This window comes from Deinococcus metallilatus (assembly GCF_004758605.1).
Classification (GTDB): domain Bacteria; phylum Deinococcota; class Deinococci; order Deinococcales; family Deinococcaceae; genus Deinococcus; species Deinococcus metallilatus.
In genome coordinates this window covers 965,303-983,487 of record NZ_CP038512.1, presented here as the reverse complement: position 1 = coordinate 983,487, position 18,185 = coordinate 965,303, and the positions used below count along the sequence as shown (strand labels likewise).

At 69.6% G+C, this 18,185-nt stretch carries 16 protein-coding genes and 1 tRNA gene; 12 read left to right on the top strand and 5 right to left on the bottom strand.

The annotated features are described in order from the left end of the window. Positions 1-189 precede the first annotated feature (189 nt). A tRNA-Ala gene (locus tag E5F05_RS10695) sits at positions 190-264 on the bottom strand. Between the two features lie 93 nt (positions 265-357). Between E5F05_RS10695 and E5F05_RS10690 the strand changes: the two genes are divergently transcribed. Both E5F05_RS10690 and E5F05_RS10685 read left to right on the top strand, forming a co-directional pair. Further along, a complete protein-coding gene (locus E5F05_RS10690; protein WP_129118616.1) occupies positions 358-1,656 on the top strand; it encodes a CCA tRNA nucleotidyltransferase in 1,299 nt (432 codons plus the stop codon). A 36-nt stretch (positions 1,657-1,692) separates the two neighbouring features. Beyond that, positions 1,693-3,138, top strand: a complete 1,446-nt coding sequence (locus tag E5F05_RS10685; RefSeq protein ID WP_129118615.1) for a glycoside hydrolase family 13 protein — start codon at positions 1,693-1,695, stop codon at positions 3,136-3,138. 292 nt (positions 3,139-3,430) lie between these two features. Here the strand turns inward: E5F05_RS10685 and E5F05_RS10680 are convergent, their stop codons facing one another. Next, positions 3,431-4,393 carry a homoserine dehydrogenase gene (locus tag E5F05_RS10680; RefSeq protein WP_129118614.1) on the bottom strand — a complete coding sequence of 321 codons (963 nt, stop codon included), beginning with the start codon at positions 4,391-4,393 and terminating at the stop codon, positions 3,431-3,433. Positions 4,394-4,540: 147 nt separating this feature from the next. Between E5F05_RS10680 and prfA the strand changes: the two genes are divergently transcribed. Continuing rightward, positions 4,541-5,653, top strand: coding sequence for a peptide chain release factor 1 (gene prfA / locus E5F05_RS10675; protein WP_129118759.1), 1,113 nt, complete (start codon positions 4,541-4,543; stop codon positions 5,651-5,653). Beyond that, positions 5,640-6,143, top strand: coding sequence for an NUDIX hydrolase (locus E5F05_RS10670; RefSeq protein ID WP_129118613.1), 504 nt, complete (start codon positions 5,640-5,642; stop codon positions 6,141-6,143). Before prfA ends, E5F05_RS10670 begins: the two co-directional genes overlap by 14 nt. Positions 6,144-6,245: 102 nt before the next feature. Here the strand turns inward: E5F05_RS10670 and E5F05_RS10665 are convergent, their stop codons facing one another. The 3 genes from E5F05_RS10665 to E5F05_RS10655 all read right to left on the bottom strand — a co-directional run bounded on the left by E5F05_RS10665 (position 6,246) and on the right by E5F05_RS10655 (position 7,821). Continuing rightward, positions 6,246-6,890: an anti-sigma factor gene (locus tag E5F05_RS10665; RefSeq protein WP_129118612.1), complete on the bottom strand. Its 645-nt coding sequence runs from the start codon at positions 6,888-6,890 to the stop codon at positions 6,246-6,248. Next, on the bottom strand, positions 6,887-7,474 hold the full coding sequence (locus E5F05_RS10660; protein ID WP_129118611.1) for an RNA polymerase sigma factor: 588 nt from the start codon (positions 7,472-7,474) through the stop codon (positions 6,887-6,889). Before E5F05_RS10660 ends, E5F05_RS10665 begins: the two co-directional genes overlap by 4 nt. Positions 7,475-7,536: 62 nt before the next feature. Then, positions 7,537-7,821: a twin-arginine translocase TatA/TatE family subunit gene (locus tag E5F05_RS10655; RefSeq protein WP_129118610.1), complete on the bottom strand. Its 285-nt coding sequence runs from the start codon at positions 7,819-7,821 to the stop codon at positions 7,537-7,539. Positions 7,822-7,962: 141 nt separating this feature from the next. Between E5F05_RS10655 and E5F05_RS10650 the strand changes: the two genes are divergently transcribed. From E5F05_RS10650 to E5F05_RS10615, 8 genes are all read left to right on the top strand, one after another. Continuing rightward, positions 7,963-8,982 (top strand): RluA family pseudouridine synthase, encoded by a 1,020-nt coding sequence (locus E5F05_RS10650; RefSeq protein ID WP_129118609.1) that lies wholly within the window; start codon positions 7,963-7,965, stop codon positions 8,980-8,982. Between the two features lie 95 nt (positions 8,983-9,077). After that, positions 9,078-9,857 (top strand): ABC transporter ATP-binding protein, encoded by a 780-nt coding sequence (locus E5F05_RS10645; RefSeq protein WP_129118608.1) that lies wholly within the window; start codon positions 9,078-9,080, stop codon positions 9,855-9,857. Next, positions 9,854-11,392 carry a hypothetical protein gene (locus tag E5F05_RS10640; protein WP_129118607.1) on the top strand — a complete coding sequence of 513 codons (1,539 nt, stop codon included), beginning with the start codon at positions 9,854-9,856 and terminating at the stop codon, positions 11,390-11,392. Before E5F05_RS10645 ends, E5F05_RS10640 begins: the two co-directional genes overlap by 4 nt. A 164-nt stretch (positions 11,393-11,556) precedes the next feature. Then, a complete protein-coding gene (locus E5F05_RS10635) occupies positions 11,557-13,353 on the top strand; it encodes a DEAD/DEAH box helicase (RefSeq protein WP_129118606.1) in 1,797 nt (598 codons plus the stop codon). A gap of 473 nt (positions 13,354-13,826) precedes the next feature. Beyond that, positions 13,827-15,521, top strand: coding sequence for a biosynthetic-type acetolactate synthase large subunit (ilvB, locus tag E5F05_RS10630; protein WP_129118605.1), 1,695 nt, complete (start codon positions 13,827-13,829; stop codon positions 15,519-15,521). Beyond that, a complete protein-coding gene (gene ilvN / locus E5F05_RS10625; RefSeq protein WP_164973438.1) occupies positions 15,518-16,141 on the top strand; it encodes an acetolactate synthase small subunit in 624 nt (207 codons plus the stop codon). The genes ilvB and ilvN overlap by 4 nt, the downstream gene beginning before the upstream one ends. Before the next feature lie 340 nt (positions 16,142-16,481). Continuing rightward, a complete protein-coding gene (gene ilvC, locus E5F05_RS10620) occupies positions 16,482-17,492 on the top strand; it encodes a ketol-acid reductoisomerase (RefSeq protein WP_129118604.1) in 1,011 nt (336 codons plus the stop codon). Between the two features lie 110 nt (positions 17,493-17,602). Continuing rightward, a complete protein-coding gene (locus tag E5F05_RS10615) occupies positions 17,603-18,046 on the top strand; it encodes a hypothetical protein (RefSeq protein ID WP_129118603.1) in 444 nt (147 codons plus the stop codon). Positions 18,047-18,185 lie beyond the last annotated feature (139 nt).

Here is an 18,185-nt window from a genome sequence, read left to right as displayed (position 1 = left end):
GCGGCAGCGCCCCAAGGGACCACGGACACCTACAGCTGTAGAAAGACTCTTTGGGACGACGGGGAATTTTCCCGAGAACCTCCTCCGGGACGCGTTCCAGGAATTCGGGCGGTTGGTCACGACCCCCAAAATGGCCCGAAAGCACCTCGCCAGGCAAAAAGAAAACCGCGCACCAGGCGCGGTTTTTCTTGGTGGAGGCTAAGAGATTCGAACTCTTGACCCTCCGCTTGCAAAGCGGATGCTCTCCCGCTGAGCTAAGCCCCCTCAGCGGGCACAGGCTAGCAGAGGGAAGGGGCCGAGGCAAGGCTTGCCAGGCTCCTGGCAAGCCGGGCCACGCCCAGCCGCTAGCATGTCCGCATGTTCCGCCGCCGTCCTCCCCTGCCCCTCTTCCCGGTGGGCGCGCTGCTGGTCGGCGGTGCAGTACGCGACTGGCTGCGCGGCGTAGCCCCCAAGGATTTCGACTGGGCGGTGCCTGACCCGGCGCAGGCGGCGCGCGAGCTGGCCGCACAGGTGGGCGGTTCAGCCTTCCCGCTGGACGAGGCGCGTGACTACTGGCGCGTTCACGTCCCTGAAGGCGTCCAGCACGACTTTGTGCCGCAGCCGGACGATGTTGCGGATGACCTGCGGCGGCGGGACTTCACCGTGAATGCGCTCGCCCTCACAGCAGGCGGGAAGCTGCTCGACCCGGCGGGCGGGCAGGCCGACCTCCGTGCGCGGCGCCTGCGGATGGTGTCGGAGGCCAATCTGCGGGACGATCCCCTGCGGGCCTGGCGGGCGGTGCGTTTTGAGGTCACGCTGGGCCTGCGGATGGACGCGGCCACGGAGGCGGCGGTACGGCAGGTCGCCGCCGACCTTGCCGCAGTCCGCTTGCCGATGCCCGCGCTGGAGCGGGTGCGGGATGAAGTTCAGGCCCTCCTCGCGCACCCGGACGCGGCACGCGGCGTGAGGAGACTGGAGGACCTCGGCCTGCTGGCCCTCACCCTCCCCGAGCTGCGTGAGGGGGTGGGCGTGCAGCAGGGCGGCTTTCACCATCTGGACGTGTTCGGGCACGAACTGGAGGCACTGCATCAGCTCCTGGCCCGCTTTCCGGACGCGGACCTGCCGCTGCGCTGGGCCACGCTGCTGCACGACGTCGGCAAGCCGCGCACGCGCGACACGGAGATGCGCCCCGACCGCACCACCTTCTACGGTCACGAGCGGGTGGGGGCGGAACTGGCGAGACAGGCCCTCACCCGGCTGCGCCTGCCTGCGGCGGAGGTGGACCGCGTGACAGCCCTGGTGCGTGCCCACATGGCGCACCTGCCGATCAGCGAGCGGGAAGCGCGGCGCTTCGTCCACCGCCGCCGCGAGCTGCTGCCCGATCTCCTCCGGCTGATGCTGGCCGACCGCGAGGCCGCGCGGGGGCCGCAGAGCACGCCCGCCACCCGCCACGCCTACGCCCTCGGTCTGGAGCGCGTGCTGGCCGCGCTGGAGGAGCAGCCTGCGCCCCCTCCCCCGCTGCTGACCGGGCGGGACGTGATGGCGCTGCTGGGCGTGCCGCCCGGTCCCGCCATCGGGGAGGCGCTGCGGGCCGTCGCGGAGGCGCAGGCCCTGGGGGAGGTTCGGGACGCGGAGGAGGCGCGGGCCTTTTTGTTGGGGCAGGAAGGTGGCCTGTAAGGTTGCCGTGAAACGCTTCCGCTATCCTTGCCGCGCATGTCGCCCGAACCGCACCCCCTCACCCCCGAATGGGTCAAGGACGCCGTCTTCTACCAGATTTTCCCCGACCGCTTCGCGCGCAGCGGGCGCATCACCGGCCTGAACCTCCAGCCCTGGGGCAGCCCGCCGCAGATTCACGGGTACATGGGCGGCGACCTGTGGGGCGTCACCCAGCATCTCGACCACCTTCAGGCGCTCGGCGTGAACGCCATCTACTTCTGTCCAGTGTTCCAGTCGGCCAGCAACCACCGCTACCACACCCACGACTACTTTCAGGTGGACCCGATGCTGGGGGGCAACGAGGCACTGCGGGCGCTGATTGAGGCGGCCCATGCGCGCGGCATCCGGGTGGTGTTGGATGGCGTCTTCAACCACGCCAGCCGGGGCTTCTTTCAGTTCAACGATCTGCTGGAACAGGGCGAGGCGAGCGCCTACCGCGACTGGTTCCATGTGGACGGCTGGCCGCTACAGGCCTACGACGACGCCCGACCCGCCAACTACCAGGCGTGGTGGGGCATCCGCGCGCTGCCCAAGTTCAACACGAACAATCCCGCCGTGCGCGAGTTCCTGCTCTCGGTGGGCACCTACTGGATGCAGTTCGGAATAGACGGCTGGCGGCTCGACGTGCCCAATGAGATCGACGACGACGAGTTCTGGCGCGAGTTCCGCCGCCGCGTGAAGGCGGTCAACCCGGACGCCTACATCGTGGGGGAACTGTGGGGCGACGCGCACCGCTGGCTGCAAGGCGACCAGTTCGACGCGGTGATGAATTACCACTTCACCCGGCCCTGCCTGGCCTTTTTCGCCGCGCAGACCCTCACGCAGGCGCTGAACGAGTACACCGGGTTGGGCCGCGTGGAGCCGATGGACGCCGCCGCCTTCGCCCACCGGATGACCGAGGTGACACATCTGTATCACCCCGAGATCGTCCGGGCACAGCTCAACCTGCTCGACTCGCACGATACGGCCCGCTTCCTGACGGCGGCAGGGGGTGACGCGACCGCCTTTCGCCTCGCCAGCGTCTTCCAGATGACCTACGTCGGCGCCCCCTGCATCTACTACGGCGACGAGATCGGCCTCCCCGGCGGCCCCGACCCCGACTGCCGCCGCGCCTTCCCCTGGCACGACGAGGCGGGCTGGGACAAAGGGACGTTGAGCCTGCTGCAAAAGCTCACGGCCGTCCGCCACGCCACCCCCGCCCTGCGCCGGGGCGAGTTCCGCGTCACCCACGCGGAAGGCGAGGGCCTGGTCTACGCCCGCGAACACGCGAGCGGGAATGCGTATGTCGCCATCAATGCCGCGCAGAACGCCACCCGCCTGCCCCTTTGCGAGGTGCAACCCGGCCAGTACCGCGACGCCCTGACCGGGCAGGTTTACGAGTTGAGCGGTGAGGCGGAGGTGGAGGTCGCGGGGCGCGGCGCGGTGGTGCTGGTGCGGGAGTAGGGGCAACGACACGCAGAAAGGCGAACAAGCTCCTCCCCCTTGAGACGCTTGATGTGCAATAGCAAACTCGTTGTCCAGAGGGTCTTTTTCTCCCTCTCCCCTTGCAGGCTGAGTGATGAATGTCAGTCTCCCATAAAGAAGAAACGACGTGTGGAGCGACAAAAAAACTCCTCCCCCTTGAGGGGGAGGCCGGGTGGGGGTGAACGGGCCGGGCGGAGAGAGGCCACTGGATGCCCGAATGCCTGGTTTGAGGTCAGCCTGGCGGTGGCCATCCCCCTCCCCGCCCTTCTGCCTAATGCAGCGGCACGTGCCCCGGAAACCCGATCAGCCAGTCCAGCAAGTCGCCCACCATCGCGGAGGCCGTGACCATCCCCCCCGCGCCGCCTCCCGCGAAGATCAGTGAGCCGCACTCCTCCCCCTCGTACAGCAGGGCGTTGCGGCTGGCTCCCTCGTTGCACAGAGGATGCGTGGCGGGGAGGCGCTGCGGGGAGACGGTGGCCCGCCAGCCCTCGCCTGCACAGCACAGCTCGGCCACCAGCTTGATGCGTTCGCCCGCCGCCCGCGCCGCCGCCACGTCCTCCAGCGTCACGTCCTCGATGCCCTGCACCTCCACCGCCGAATAGGGAAAGTCCCCGTCGGCGCAGAAGCGGGCCAGCACGGTCAGCTTGTGCGCGGTGTCGAAGCCGCCGACATCCAGGGTGGGGGGGTCTTCGGCGTACCCGAGGGCCTGCGCTTCCGCGAGGGCCTGCGCGTAGGTCTTGCCGCCTTCCATCTGGGTGAGGATGTAGTTGCAGGTGCCGTTCAGCACGGCTTGCAAGCGGGTGAAGGTGCTGGCCCGCAGCACGGTACTCATCGGGCCGATCACCGGCGTCCCGGCCATCACGCTGGCCTCGTAGTAGAGGCGCCCGGCCAGGGCATGCTCGCGCAACTCGTCCCAGCATTCGGCCAGCAGCGCCTTGTTGGCGGTGATCACGGGCCGCCCGCTGCGGAGGTAGGGCAGCAGCAGGGCGAGCGGCTGCTCGATCCCGCCCAGGACCTCGATCACCACACTGCTTTCCTGGAGGAAGGTGGGGTCGCGGGTCAGCGGCGTGCCGGGCGGAACGTCGCGCGGCTTGCTGGCGTCACGGACGAGGACGCCGGTGACTTCAATCTGGACGCCCAGGCTGTCGAAAATGGCTTTGCGCCGCTCCAAAAGGTGCAGGATGTTCTGGCCCACCGTGCCGCAGCCCAGCAGGCCCACCGTGACGGTTCTCATGCGGGTGACTGTAGCGCCAGGCCCCGCGCACGCCCCTGTTGCCTGCCTTCCGGTCGTCTAGGGAGGGGGACGGTAGACTGGGTCCATGATGCCTGTGTCAAGTGTCCTGAACGTCTCCGGGTTGTGTCCGCCGTGGTAGGTGCTGGTCTGAGATTGGGCCGTCTGGAGGAACTGGCTTCCGAATTCGGCCTGGTGGAGCGGGCGCTGGGCGACCCGGCGATGCTGGCGGACCCCCGCGAATATGCCCGCCTGACCCGCCGTCACCGCGAGCTGACGCCCCTCGTGACGCTGTACCGCGAACACGCGGCGCGGCTGGGCGATCTGGAGGGCGCGCGCGAACTGCTGGCCGACCCCGACATGCGCGACCTGGCGCAGGGCGAGGTCGAAAGCCTCACCGCCCGCCTCGCCCAGATCGAGGCCGAGCTGGAGGTGCTGCTGCTCCCCACCGACCCCGACGACGCGAAGGACGTGATCCTGGAACTGCGCGCCGGGGCCGGGGGGGCGGAGGCCGCACTCTTCGCGGTGGACCTGCTGCGCATGTACACCCGCTACGCCGAGGGCGCGGGCCTGAAGCTGAACGTGCTGGACGCCTCCGAGAGCGATCTGGGCGGCGCGAGCAAGGTGGTGGCGGAGGTGACGGGCGACTTCGCCTTCCGCGCCTTCAAGTGGGAGCGCGGTGTTCACCGGGTTCAGCGGGTGCCCGCCACCGAGTCGCAGGGCCGCATCCACACCAGCACGGTGACGGTGGCGGTGCTGCCCGAAGCCGAACAGGGCGAGGTGCCGCTCGACCCCTCGGAGGTGCGGATCGACGTGTTCCGCTCGCAGGGCGCGGGCGGGCAGGGCGTGAACACCACCGACTCGGCGGTGCGCGCGGTGTACCGGCCCGGCACCCCGGACGAGATTGTCGTGGTCTGCCAGGACGGCCGCTCGCAGATCAAGAACCGCGAGAAGGCGCTGGTCGTGCTGGCCTCGCGCCTGGCCGAGCGGGAACGGGCCGCGCGGGAGGAACGCGAACGCGAGACGCGGGCCTCGCAGGTCGGCACCGGCGAGCGCAGCGAGAAGATTCGCACCTACAACTATCCGCAAAACCGCGTGACGGATCACCGGCTGGAAGGCGAGGTCAAGAACTTCGCGCTCGACAGCGTGATGGCGGGCGGCCTCGCGCCGATTGTGGCGGCCCTGGCCCGCGACGAGCGGGAGCGGCAACTCCTGGAGATGCAGGGGGACGAGGGCGGACGGGGAACCTATGGCGCGGCGTGACCTGCTGGTGGCGGCGGGCGTGCTGCGGGACAGGTTCGGGCGGGTGCTGCTGGTCGGGAACGACTGGCAGGGCCTCGGGCGCGTGCGCCACACCCTGCCCGGCGGCGTGGTCGAACCCGGTGAGACGCTGCTGGAAGCCCTCTACCGCGAGATCGCGGAGGAGACGGGCCTCAAGCTCACCGGCATCAAGCACATGGCCTACACGGTGCATATCGAGGACGAACGCCGGGGCGAGCGCGCGATTGCGGTCGCCTTCGAGGCCACCTGGGAAGGCCTGCTCAATCCCGCCGATCCCGACGGGTTCATCGTCGAGGCGCGCTTCTGCCCCCCGGACGAGGCCGTCGAGCTGCTGGAATCGCCCCCGATGCGCGAGCCGCTCAGCGACTACCTGAAGACGGGCGAGCCGGGCCGCTTCTACGCCTTCAAGGGCTGGGACGGGCGCGGCGGGCTGCGGGTACCGCCGCTGAAGACCGAGTCCTCGTCGCGATAGGCGTTTTCTTCCTTCAGAGCCTCCGCGCAGGGCCGGTTCCATGACAGCCCTGCGCGGAGGCTCTGGTGGCCTGGCGTTTCCGTGAGGCGGTCAGCAGTTCTGTCAGAGCTGCTGCACGAGAATCGGGGCGGTCGTGGGCTGGGGGCTCCCGCCTGGCGGCTCGACGCTCACGGCGATGGTGGCTCCGGGCGGCAGACCGGGCAGCAGGAAGCCCTGCCCGTCGAAGACGCCCAGCGAAACCGGAACACCCGCCTGCATCCGCCACATCTGATAGACGCGCCCGGCCTCGGCAGGCCGGTTGAGATACAGGTAGGCCCGGCCGTCCGGCATCCGCACGAGCTGCCCGACGGTGCCGCCGCTGACCGTGACCGCCCGTGTGGTGGCCCCGGGAATGCTCGCATACCGCTGGAGCGGATCGGTGGGAGGCCGCAGCACAAAGGCGAGGGCCAGCGCGGCGGCCAGACCCAGGGCGGCTGGAAGCAGCCAGGAGGTGGGGCGAGCCGGGGGGAGCGGTGTGGGCTCGGCCCGCCGCTCGGCGGCCACACGGACCAGCAGGCGGTCCTCGGCTCCAGCCGGGGGGTCTACCGCGGGGAGGGACTCGGCCAGGGCGGTTAGGGCTTCGCGGTCGGCGCGGAGCTGGGCGCGAAGTTCGGGACTGCTCTCCAGGGCGGCTTGCACGCGGGCCTCTTCCTCCGGGGGGAGGATGCCCAGGGCATAGGCGGTCAGTTGATCCGGGTCGATGGTCACGCGTGCTCACCTCCTTCCAGAGCGTCCCGCCCTTCCCCACGGGCCGCGGGACCGGTCAGATGGACCCGCATCCGTTCCAGGGCGGCGCGCAGGCGGGACTTCACGGTACCGATGGGCAGGCCAGTCAGGGTCGCCAGCTCCGAGTGAGAGTACCCGCGATAGTAGGCGAGTTCAACCAACTGGCGCTGGGCAGCGTCCAGAGCCTGGACGGCGCGGTTTGCCAGGGCGCGGTCGGTGGGGTCGGGGGCCTGCGTCGGCGCGTCCCATTCCTCCAGTTCCAGGGCGGGCTGGGGGCGGTCGCGCAGTTCTTGCAGGAAGCGGTGGTGCGCGATGCTGACCAGCCAGGTCTTGACGCTGGCGCGCGAGGGGTCGAACCGGGCGGCGTGCCGCCAGGCATTCATGAAGGCGTCCTGCACGCAGGCTTCCACGTCGTCGCGCTGGCGCAGCATCCGGTGGCCGAGCGCGTACAGCAGCCGGGCGTGGCGGCGGTGCAGTTCCCGGAGCGCCTCCTCCTGCCCGGCCGCCATCGCCTGAAGAAGGGCTTCATCGGTCGGCTCATTGTGGGGCAGGGCGTCGGGCGTCATGGGTCGCGCGCAGCCTAACAGGCCGGGCGCGGTGGGCGCGTGTGGGGGTGCCTGGGGACACCTTAACCTTGCAGGCCCTCGGGACGGGAGGTGGCCGCAGGCGGAACGGTCACCTGGGTGGCAGGCACAGGAGCGGCAACGATCACGCTGGGCGCGCTGTCCGCGGGCGCGGGGGCCGGGCTGTCCAGGCCCTGGCGCAGTTCGTCCGTCACGGCGCTGGTGCTGCGGCGGAATTCGCGCAGGCCCTGGCCCAGGCTCTTGCCGAGTTCCGGCAGCTTGCGCGGTCCGAACACGATCAGCGCGACGAGCAGAATGACGATGAGTTCCGGGGCACCGATGTTGGGCATGGGAGGACCTCCTGGGAGCACGACCGGCGGGGCCGGAAGGGAGAGGCGAGAAAGGGGACGGAAACCGTGCAGTGAGGGCCGAAGCTTCCCGCACTCACCTGGCTGTATGCCGCCCGCGCCGGATTGGATCACCGGAGGGGGATGGTGAAGGCCGCCTCAACCGCAACCGGAGGGAACGGTACACTGCCCGCCGTGACCGACCGGCCCCCCATCCTCGACCTGACCGCCACCCCGGGCCGCCTGGACGCCGTACTGGCCGACCTCGCGGGCGTGAGCCGTTCACAGGTCGCCGGGTGGATCGCGGGCGGGCAGGTGCAGGTCGGCGGCGTGGTGGTGCAGAAGGCCAGCCTGAAGCTCAGGGGCGGCGAGGCGCTGACGGTGCAGGTTCCCCCGCCCCCCGATGCCACCGTCGCCCCCGAAGCGGTGCCCCTCGACGTGCTGTACGAGGACGACCACCTGATCGCCGTGAACAAGCCCCCGGGCATGGTCACGCACCCCGCGCCCAGCGTCACCTCCGGCACGCTGGTGAACGCGCTGCTGGGCCGGATGACGCTGCCCGAACAACCCGGCGCCGAAGGCCCCGACGGCTACCGCCCCGGCATCGTTCACCGGCTGGACAAGGACACCAGCGGCGTGATCGTGGTCGCCAAGACGGTGGAGGCCCACGCCCGCCTCGCCGCCGCCTTCAAGGACCGCGACACGCGCAAGACGTACCTGGCGATTGCCGCCGGAACGTGGAAGGCGCCCGGCCCCGTCCACGTGAACGCCCCCATCGGCCGCCATCCCACTGCCCGGCAGCGGATGACGGTCGGCGGTGCGAGTCCCCGCGAGGCCCAGACCCTCTTCACGCCGCTGGAGGCGCACCCGGACGGACACGGGCGCACGCTGGCGCTGGTGCGTGCCCAGCCGCGCACGGGCCGCACGCATCAGATCCGGGTCCATCTCGCGCACCTGGGCAGCCCGATTCTCGGCGACCCGGTGTATGGGCGCGAGAGTGCCGTCATGCCGCGCCACGCCCTGCACGCGCACTTCCTGACCCTCCCCCACCCCGTCACCGGCGAACCCCTCCATCTGCACGCGCCGGTGCCGGACGACCTGCTGAACGCCTGGGTGGCACTGGGGGGAACGGTTCCGGCGGAGTTGGAAGTGGCGCCGGAATAAAGGAGCAGTACGCGGTGCGCGGCACGCAGTCTGGCCTCCGGCGCGCCGCCTCATCTGCCGGTTCGCCGCTCCTGTCCGGCACCTATAGTGATTCCATGACCGCGCTGCCGCCTGGCCCTCCCGCTCTGGAGCTGCGTGACCTGGGCAAGCACTTCGGGGGGCGGGAGGTGGTGGCGGGGGTGAGCCTCAGCGTTCCGGCGGGCGAGCTGTACGCCCTGCTGGGGCCGAACGGGGCCGGGAAAACCACGACCCTCCGCATGATCTCGGGCCTGACCCGGCCGGACCGGGGGGAGGTGCTGATCTACGGCTTCAACATGCAGCGGCAGGCCAGAGAGGCCAAGCAGCGCCTGGCATACCTGCCGGACGATCCGCTGCTGTACGGCAAGCTCACGCCGCCCGAGTACCTGGAATTCGTCGCGGGCCTGTGGGGCATCGATGCCGCCCGTGCCGCCCCCAGGGCCGAGGAGCTGCTGCACTGGCTGAATCTGTGGCCGCACCGCACCGAGCGCGTGGAGGGCTTCTCGCGCGGCATGAAGCAGAAGCTGGCGCTGGCCGGGGCGCTGGTCCACGAGCCGCGCCTGATGCTGCTGGATGAACCCCTCACCGGACTGGACGCTGCCGCCGCCCGCCAGGTCAAGGACGCGCTGCGGGCCTTTGTGGAGGGAGGGGGCGCGGTGGTGCTGACCACGCACATCCTGGAGGTGGCCGAGCGGCTCTCGGACCGCATCGGCATCATCGCGGCGGGGCGGCTGGTCGCGGAGGGGACTCCGGCGGAACTCCTGGCCCGCACCGGGACGACCAGCCTGGAGGACGCCTTTCTGCACCTCACCGGGCTGGAAGCCACCCCCGCCGGACCGCTTCAGGAGGTGCGGTGAGGGCCGCGCCCGGCAGCCTGGGGTGGCTGGTCGGGAAGCAACTGGGCTGGCAGTGGCGCGGCCTGACGGGGGGGCAACGCACCGGATTGATCGCCCTTCTGGTCGCCATCCTCCTCATCACGCTGTTCCTGTATATGGCCCTGCGCGCCCTGCTCAGGGACGTGAATCTGAACGCGCCCCTGCCGGATCAGGTGTTCGGCCCAGTCCTGCTCGCCGAGGTCTTCTTCTTCACGCTGATGGTTTCGGCGGCGGTGACGGCGGCGCTGGAGGCGCTGTTCACGCGCGGCGACCTGGATTTGCTGCTGCATTCGCCCACCCCGCCGCGCACGGTGCTGGCGTCGCGGGCGCTGGGCGTCATGCTGTCCACCGCGCTGACGGCGGCGTTGTTCCTCGTCCCGCTGCTGCTGATCCTGCTGGTGCTGGGGGTGTGGCGGGGGCTGGGGCTGCTGGGCTGGTGGGTGGCCGCGTCCGCTCTGGCGGCCAGTCTGGGCCTGTGGCTGACGCTGGGGCTGGTGGGCTGGATCGGCGTGCGCCGCACCCGCACGGTCGCCTCGGTCATCGGCGCCCTCTTTGGGGCCAGCGTGTTTCTGGTTTCCCAGTGGCCGAACATGATGGGCGGTGCCGGGCGTGACCGGATCGCCCTGTTCAGCGCCCTGGCGCAGATCAGTCCGGGGACCGGGAACTGGCCGGGCCGGGGGAGCCTCCTGTGGTGGCCGGTGCGGGCGGCGTGGCTGGAACCCGGGCCGCTGCTCGCCCTGCTGGTCGGCGCGGCCCTGATTCTGGCGGGGACGATCAGCGCCCTGACCCGGCGCTTCACGCAGGGGGTGCAGGAGGCGGGCGAATCGGGCGGCAGGCGGGCGGCCACGGCGCGAGGGGGAACGCGGCCCCTGCGCTTCGCGTCCGGCGGCCAGGCCACCCTGCTCAAGGAATGGCGGCTGATCCTGCGCGACCCGGAAGTGCTGTCGCGCACGCTCCTGCAACTGGTGTACCTGCTCCCGCTGTTCCTGTCCATCGCGCGCGGAAGCGTGAGCGGCGCGGTGGGCGCGGCGCTGGTCCTGCTGACGGCGAACCTCGCCTCCAATCTGGCCCGCCTGACCCTGGATGCCGAGGATGCGCCCGACCTCCTGATCACTGCGCCGCGCAGTCCCGCCGCCCTCCAGCGCGAGAAGTGGCTGGCCGCCGTCCTGCCGACGACCCTCCTGGGGGTGGTCGGGCTCCTCCTGCTGGCCGCGCGGGGGGCACTCGGGCCGGGCGTTCCTTCCAGCCTGATGCTCTTTCCGCTGGTGCTGCTCGGCACGGGGGGCGCGGCCCTGATGGTGCTGTGGCAGCCCCTCCCGCTGCGCCGGGCCGACGCCTTCCGCAAGCGGGAATCGCGCCCACTGGTCAATGTCGTTTCCAGCCTGGTGTTTCAGGGCGGGCTGAGTGCCACCGCCTACGCGGTCACGCGGGGGCAGGCGTGGGGCCTCGTGACCCTCATCGTCGCGCTGGCGGCCCTCGGTCTGCTCTTCAGCCTGCGGAAAAGCGACGTGCGCTGAGGGCGACGCGAAAAACGTTGTCCCCCTTGCCTTTTTCCCGCCTGTGGTGTACACTTTTCCTTCGTGCGCTGCCCGGGATGTTCCCGGCGGCTGGAAAGTGCCCCCACTTTCAGGTCAAGCATTTGCTGGTCAACGGGGTCGTGCTTTCCCGGAAAGGACCACAAATGAACTTTGATCAACTGATCGCGCCCGAACTCGCGGCGCGTCTCGCCGAGCGCGGCATCACCGAAGCCAGCCCCATTCAGGCGGAAAGCCTGCCCCACACCCTCGCCGGGAAGGATCTGATCGGCCGCGCCCGCACCGGCACGGGCAAGACGCTGGCCTTCGCGCTGCCCATCATCCAGAACCTCGAACCCAGCCGTGAACGGGGCCGCCTGCCGCGCGCCATCGTGATCGCGCCGACCCGCGAACTCGCCAAGCAGGTGGCGGAAGAATTCAGCAAGAGCGCCCCGCAGCTCAGCACCGTCACGGTGTACGGCGGCGCCGCCTACGGCCCGCAGGAGAACGCGCTGCGCCGGGGTGTGGACGTGGTGGTCGGGACGCCCGGCCGCCTGATCGACCACCTGGAGCGCGGCAACCTCGACCTCAGCAACATCGAGTACGCGGTGCTGGACGAGGCGGACGAGATGCTCAGCGTGGGCTTCGCGGACGCCATCGAAACCATCCTCCAGAAGACGCCCGAGGAGCGGCAGACCATGCTCTTCAGCGCCACGCTGAACGACGACATCCGCCGCATCGCGCGCAAGTACCTGCGCGAGCCGGTCGTGGTGGACATGGTCGGCGAGGGCAAGAGCCAGGCCGCCCAGAGCGTCGAGCACCTCAAGGTGAAGGTGGGCCGCACCCGCACCCGCGTGCTGGCCGACCTGCTGACCGTCTACAACCCCGAAAAGGCCATCGTCTTTACGCGCACCAAGCGCGAGGCCGACGAACTGGCGAACGAACTGATCCACCGCGGCATCGAGTCCGAAGCCCTGCACGGCGACCTGGCGCAGAGCCAGCGTGAGCGTGCGCTGGGGGCCTTCCGCAGCGGGCGGGTGGGCGTGCTGGTCGCCACCGACGTGGCGGCGCGCGGCCTCGACATTCCCGAAGTGGATCTGGTGGTGCAGTACCACCTGCCCCAGGACCACGAGAGCTACATCCACCGTTCGGGCCGCACGGGCCGCGCCGGACGCACCGGCACCGCCATCGTGATGTACGGCGACCGCGAGAACCGCGAACTGCGCAACCTGGAGTACCGCACCGGCGTGCAGTTCAAGGAACGCGCCCTGCCGACCCCCAAGGAAGTGCAGGCCGCCAGCGCCCGCTCCAGCGCCGACACCGTCCGCAAGGTGGAGAGTGGCGTGGCCGCGAGCTTCCAGGCGGAAGCCGAGCGTCTCTTCAGCGAACTGGGCCTGGAAGCCCTCTCCCGCGCTCTCGCCAAGATCAGCGGCGTGACCGAACCCGTCAAGGCGGCCAGCCTGCTGAGCGGTGAGGAAGGGCTGACCACCATCATCCTGCACGGCGAGCGCCTCAGCGTGCCGCGCACCGTCGCGCTGCTGGCCCGCAACAGCGACGTGGACACCCGCCGTCTGGGCAAGGTGCGCCAGTGGCGCGGCGGCACCGTGGCCGACGTGCCCAGCGAGTACGTCGAGAAGCTGCTCGCCGCCTCGCCCCTCGAAGGCGAAGTGGGCGTCGAAGTCGCCCAAGAACTCCCCGAGCTGTTCGAAGCCCCCACCCGCGAGGGCCGTCAGGGCGGCTCCGGCAACCGGGGCAGCAGCTACCGCGACGAGGGCGGCTACCGTGGCAATCGCGGCGGCTCCCAGGGCGGACGCGGCGGCTACGGCAACCGCGAGGGCGGCTCCCAGGGCGGCGGCAACCGGGGCGGTCAGGGTCGCTGGAGCCGTGACCGCGACGACCGGCAGGGCGGCGAGCGCCGCCGCGAGGACTTCGCGGACCGCGAGTTCGTGCCCGGTGGGCGGTAAGAGACCCCTCACCCAACCCTCTCCCCCGGGAGAGGGCTTTTTTATGCCCCCTCTTTCCCAGGAGAGGGACCTCGCGCAGCGAGGGGGTGAGGGGTCTTTTACGCGGGCGACTTCCAAACGTCCGTTTGTTCCCCCGCCCGTACCGCCGGGGCGTCTAGACGCCCTCTCCTCCGGGCCTCTCCCCAGCGTTTAGGGTGAGGCCATGAACGCGCCGCACGCGATTCTCGTGATCGTAATTCTTAGCACCGGGGGTTCTGGCGGCTAAGCGCGAGCGCGTGCCACACCCCCGCCCACCACCCGGGCGGGGGTTTTTCAGTGCGGGAGAAGGAGAGGTTCAGCATGGGAAGCCGGGGACAACAACACTGGAAAGCCGCCTGTCGGGGGATGACCCCACGGGCCGCAGGGTGCGCCGCGCCGCCTTCGGGTAAGCGTGGCGCGCGCCGTTTGGAGCATCTGGCCGACAGGAGGAACGCATGACGCAGCAGGACATGACGGGTGCAAAAGCACTGTGGGCGACGCTGGTCCGGCACGGCATCAGCACCGTGTTCGGCTATCCGGGCGGGGCGATCATGCCCGTATACGACGCGCTGACCTTCTACCCCGAGGTGCGGCATGTGCTGGCGAGGCACGAGCAGGGCGCCATTCACGCGGCGGAAGGCTGGGCCAAGGCGACCGGCGAGATCGGCGTCTGCCTGGCGACCTCGGGGCCGGGCGCGACCAATCTGGTGACAGGCCTGGCGGACGCGATGATGGACTCGGTGCCGCTGCTGGCGATCACCGGGAACGTGGCGCGGCACCTGATGGGCACCGACGCCTTTCAGGAGGCGGACATCACCGGGATCACGCTGCCGATCACCAAGCACAACTACGTGGTGCGCGACGTGGAGGAGCTGCCGCAGGTGATCGCGGAGGCGATCCGCATCGCGCGCAGCGGAAGGCCCGGCCCGGTGCTGGTGGACATCCCCAAGGATATTCAGCTCGCGCCCTATCACGGCGAGATCACTGCACCGCACGCGCGCCCGGAAGCGCCCGCACCTGCGCCGGAAGCCACTGAACGCGCCCGTGAACTGCTGCGCGGCGCCAAGAAGCCGGTGATCCTGGTGGGCGGCGGCTCGCTCGACGCGGCGGCGGAAATCACCGCGCTGGCCCGCGCCTGGGACATCCCGGTCATCACCACGCTGATGGGGCTGGGGGCCTTTCCGGCGAGTGACCCGCTGTGGCTGGGCATGCCGGGCATGCACGGCTCGGTGGCCGCCAACCGCGCGATCAGCGAGGCGGACGTGCTGCTGGGCATCGGGTTGAGATTCGACGACCGGGTGACGGGCCGCGTGAGTGGCTTCGCGCCGAACGCCGCCATCATCCACGTCGAACTCGACGCCGCCGAGATCGGCAAGATCGTGCGGACGCACGTCCCGGTGCGCGGTGACGCGCGGGTGGCCGCCCGGCTGCTGACCGAGGGCGCGCAAAAGCTGGACCTGCCCGAGTGGAAGGCGCAGATCGGGGAATGGAAGTCGCGCACCCGGCAGCCCGACCACTGGGGCGCGGCCCATGCGGTGCAGGCGGTCGTGGGGCGCCTCGGTCCCGACGACATCCTCTCTTCGGACGTGGGGCAGCACCAGATGCTCGCCGCGCAGCTCGCGCGCTTCGAGCGGCCCCGGCGCTGGATCAACTCGGGCGGGCTGGGCACGATGGGCTTCGGCTTTCCCGCCGCGATTGGCGCGGGGATGGCCGAGCCGGGCGTGCGCTCGGTGGTGATCGCGGGGGACGGCGGCTTCCAGATGACCGCGCAGGAACTCGCCACGCTGAAGATGTACGACATCCGCAACGTCAAGATCTGCATCATCAACAACTCCTATCTGGGCATGGTGCGCCAGTGGCAGGAGATGTTCCACGAGCGCCGCTACTCGGAAGTGTGGTTGGGCGACTCCAACCCAGATTTCCTGAAGCTGGCGGACGCTTACGACGTGCCCGGCTACCGCGCCAGCAGCGCGGAGGAACTGCCCGCCGCCATCGACGCCTGGCTGGCCGACCCCCGCTCCTCCCTGCTGGAAGTCGTGGTGCCGCACGAACACGCCGTCTTCCCGATGGTCCCCGCCGGGGCGGCGCTCAATGAGATGATCGAGGCCGAACCCCCCCGCGCCCCACGGAAGGAGGCGAAGGACGCATGACCGCCCCCACCTCACAGGATCACCCCCAACGTGACCACCTCGTTTCCGCCCTGGTCCGCGACGAGCCGCGCGTGCTGACCCGCATCACGTCCCTCTTCGGGCGGCGCGGGTACAACATCAGGAGCCTCTCGGTCGGCTCCACGGAGCATCCCGGCGTGAGCCGCATGACCTTTGTCGTGACCGGCGACCGCGGCGTGGTCGAACAGGCGATGCGGCAACTGGAAAAGCTGCACGATGTCATCAAGATCATCGACCACAGCCTCGAAAAGTACGTGGACCGTGAACTGGTGCTGGTCAAGGTGGCGATCACGCCCGAGAGCCGCGTCGAGGTCCGCCAGATCGCGGAGGACTTCCGCGCCCGCATCGTGGACGTGGGCCGCCACGCCCTCACCTTTGAGGTCACCGGCGACGAGGGCAAGATCACCGCCTTTATCGAGCAGATGCGCTCCTTCGGAATTCTGGAAACCATGCGGACGGGCCGCATCGCCCTCACACGCGGTTCCAACGCCGACATTCCCAGCCACGTCTACCACGGGGGCGAAACCGAGACGCTCCGGCCCGCCGTGGAGGGCATCGAACCGCGCGAGGAGAGGGCGCGGGGGGTGCCGAATCTGTTTTAGAGAGCGTCAAGCCCGGTCGGTGAGGTATTCGACTCCGGCACCCACCGCTCTGAGTTGGTCCTCCAGTGCGAGCGCGGAGGCAGGTGCGGAAGAGAACGTGTAGATGTCAACGCAACATCCACAGCCTTCGTTCTCCAACGCTGCAACGTCCACCCCACTGCTCTCTGCCCAGGTCACAAAAGCACGGCGCTGTGACGGCTCGTCTACTTCCAGAATGACACGCAGCCTGACTGCCGATGCGTCAGCATGATTCACATCCAGGACTCTACTCCCGAAAGAGAAGACCTCCTCCCCTAGCTCACATTCCCCCCCACCTCACTTTCTGTAGGAGAATCCCCCAATGGCTGCAAAAATGTATTACGACCGCGACGTGAGCCTCGCCCCTATCGAGGACAAGCTGATCGCCATCATCGGCTACGGCAGCCAGGCACACGCGCACGCGCAGAATCTGCGGGATAGCGGCCTGAACGTGGTGGTCGGCCTGCGCGAAGGCAGCCCCAGCCGCGCCAAGGCCGAGCAGGCGGGCCTGCGGGTGGCGAGCATCGAGGATGCCGTGAAGGAAGCGGACGTCATCATGCTGCTGATCCCCGACGAGAACCAGCCGAAGGTGTACGAGGAGAGCATCGCCCCCAATCTGACGGCGGGCAAGGCGCTGGCGTTCGGCCACGGCTTCAACGTCCACTTCGGGCGCATCAAGCCGCCTGCCGACGTGGACGTGTTCCTGGTCGCGCCCAAGGGGCCGGGCCACATGCTGCGCCGCGTGTACGTGGATGGCGCGGGGATGCCCAGCATCTTCGCCGTGCAGCAGGACGCGACCGGCAATGCCCGTGACATCGCCCTGGCCTACGCGCGCGGTATCGGCGGCACCCGCGCGGGCGTGCTGGAAACCACCTTCAAGGAGGAGACGGAAACGGACCTCTTCGGGGAGCAGAGCGTTCTCTGCGGCGGCGTCACGCACTTGATCCAGGCGGGCTTCGAGACGCTGGTGGAGGCGGGGTATCAGCCCGAAATCGCCTACTTCGAGACGCTGCACGAGGTCAAGCTGATCGTGGACCTGATCTACGAGAAGGGCTTCGAGGGCATGCGCCACTCCATCTCCAACACTGCCGAGTACGGCGACTACGTGACCGGCCCGCGCATCATCACCGACGAGACAAAGGCCACCATGAAGGACGTGCTGGGCGACATCCAGAGCGGGAAGTTCGCGCAGAGCTTCATAGGTGACGCTGAGAGCGGCTTCCCGTACATGAAGGAGCAGCGCAAGAAGATGCGCGACCACACGCTTGAGGTGGTGGGCAAGGAGTTGCGGGACAAGATGCCCTTCATCAGCAAGCAGGAGCTGGAGGTCTGAGGAGCGGCCAGCTTTTAGCCGTCAGGGGTCAACTCTGAGAGAAGAGCTTTGAGCAAAAGAGGGCGGTTTTGCTCCTCCCCTCTTAAGCCCACGCCCTGGCCCGCGCCGCCTTGCGGTCCCCTAGCCGCGAATGGCTCCTCGCGCTGAAGGAGGTCAGCCCTGACTGGCCGGGCGAGCGCGCGGAGATCGTGAAGCGGCTCTGGAAGCGGCCCGACGAAACAGACCTCCTGCTGGACCTGCTGCTGCGCGAGGGGCTGACGGAAGAGGCGCTGCGGCTGGTGGGCGAGCGGGAGAGGAATATCCCGAACCGGCAACTGCTCGCCCTCTCCGAACAACTCGACCCCGCGCGGGCCGTCCCGCTGATCTTGCGCGCAGCGCAGCGGCACATCGACAGGCGGACACGGGGCAGCTACCACGAGGCTGCGCAGGTGCTGGCAAGGCTCCCGGCCTTGATCGGCAAACAGGCCACGGACTGGGAAATCTGCGCCGTGGTGGAACGCCAGCCCCGGCTGCCCGCGCTCAGGGACGAACTGCGGCAGGCCGGGTTGCTGTAACCCGTGTAGACGACTCCCTCCCCCCCGCTCTCCCCTCCCGTTACCATGCACCCCATGACAGCGTTCGGCGGCCTTCTTCTTAGCCTTCCTCCGGTGGAGTGAACGGCGAAGACCCGCCTTACCCCCGGAGGAACCCCCT

Bases quoted from the DNA above. Each gene is read 5' to 3' on its own strand.
- E5F05_RS10690 (WP_129118616.1), top strand. From the start codon at position 358: ATGTTCCGCCGCCGTCCTCCCCTGCCCCTCTTCCCGGTGGGCGCGCTG.
- E5F05_RS10685 (WP_129118615.1), top strand. From the start codon at position 1,693: ATGTCGCCCGAACCGCACCCCCTCACCCCCGAATGGGTCAAGGACGCC.
- E5F05_RS10680 (WP_129118614.1), bottom strand. From the start codon at position 4,393: ATGAGAACCGTCACGGTGGGCCTGCTGGGCTGCGGCACGGTGGGCCAG.
- E5F05_RS10670 (WP_129118613.1), top strand. From the start codon at position 5,640: ATGGCGCGGCGTGACCTGCTGGTGGCGGCGGGCGTGCTGCGGGACAGG.
- E5F05_RS10660 (WP_129118611.1), bottom strand. From the start codon at position 7,474: ATGACGCCCGACGCCCTGCCCCACAATGAGCCGACCGATGAAGCCCTT.
- E5F05_RS10655 (WP_129118610.1), bottom strand. From the start codon at position 7,821: ATGCCCAACATCGGTGCCCCGGAACTCATCGTCATTCTGCTCGTCGCG.
- E5F05_RS10650 (WP_129118609.1), top strand. From the start codon at position 7,963: ATGGTGAAGGCCGCCTCAACCGCAACCGGAGGGAACGGTACACTGCCC.
- E5F05_RS10645 (WP_129118608.1), top strand. From the start codon at position 9,078: ATGACCGCGCTGCCGCCTGGCCCTCCCGCTCTGGAGCTGCGTGACCTG.
- E5F05_RS10635 (WP_129118606.1), top strand. From the start codon at position 11,557: ATGAACTTTGATCAACTGATCGCGCCCGAACTCGCGGCGCGTCTCGCC.
- ilvB (WP_129118605.1), top strand. From the start codon at position 13,827: ATGACGCAGCAGGACATGACGGGTGCAAAAGCACTGTGGGCGACGCTG.
- ilvN (WP_164973438.1), top strand. From the start codon at position 15,518: ATGACCGCCCCCACCTCACAGGATCACCCCCAACGTGACCACCTCGTT.
- ilvC (WP_129118604.1), top strand. From the start codon at position 16,482: ATGGCTGCAAAAATGTATTACGACCGCGACGTGAGCCTCGCCCCTATC.